An 802-nucleotide genomic window follows, 5' to 3' on the forward strand; every position below is an offset into this window, starting at 1 on the left:
CCTGCTCGGTGCCGTCCTCGTCCGGGCCGCCCGCCGCCGTCGGCACCGCTGAGCCATGCTCCGTACACCTTCCCGTTCATCCCCGTCTGCGACCATCCCCGGATGAACTACCAGACCAGCCCCGGCGCCCCCGTCCGCTCCGGCATCCCCGAGCACGGCCGCGTCCCCAAGTACTACGCCGTCAAGGCGAAGATCGCCCTGATGGTCGACGAGTTGGGGGAGGGCGGGCTGCTGCCCACCGAGCGCGACCTCGCCGTCCGGTACGAGGTGTCCCGCGAGACCGTCCGGCAGGCGCTGCGCGAACTCCTCCTGGAGGGGCGGCTGCGACGCCAGGGCCGGGGCACGGTCGTCGCGGGACCCAAGCTGGAGCAGCCCCTCTCGCTCGCCAGCTACACGGAGGGCGTGCGCCGCCAGGGCCGCCGCCCCGGCCGCAGCCTGATCTCGCTCGACCGCTTCCCCTGCCCGGAGGCGCTCGCCCCCGAGGTCGGCGCCGAACGCGGCGAGCCCGTCTGGCACATGGAGCGCGTCCTGCTCGCCGACGACGAGCGGGTCGGCCTGGAGTCCACGTACGTCTCCGAGGCCCGCGCCCCCCGCCTGGACACCGAGTTCGACCCCGACTCCTCCTTCTACGCCTACCTCCACGACCGGCTCGGCATCTCCTTCGGCGACGCCGACGAGCGCATCGAGACCGTCCTCGCGACCCCGCGCGAGGCCCTGCTCGTCGGCACGCCGCCGGCGCTGCCGATGCTGCTGATCCACCGTGTCTCCCGGGACACCGCGGGGCGGCCCCTGGAGCGGGTCC

At 74.4% G+C, this 802-nt stretch carries 1 protein-coding gene; it reads left to right on the forward strand.

Going from position 1 to position 802, the window contains the following annotated elements; translation table 11 throughout:
* Positions 1–102: 102 nt before the first annotated feature.
* The coding region (locus tag CCN56_RS37255; protein WP_086832141.1) for a GntR family transcriptional regulator at positions 103–802 on the forward strand (700 nt) is incomplete at its 3' end.

The organism is Streptomyces sp. NRRL B-24572 (assembly GCF_002156145.1).
GTDB classification, from domain to species: Bacteria; Actinomycetota; Actinomycetes; order Streptomycetales; family Streptomycetaceae; genus Streptomyces; species Streptomyces vietnamensis.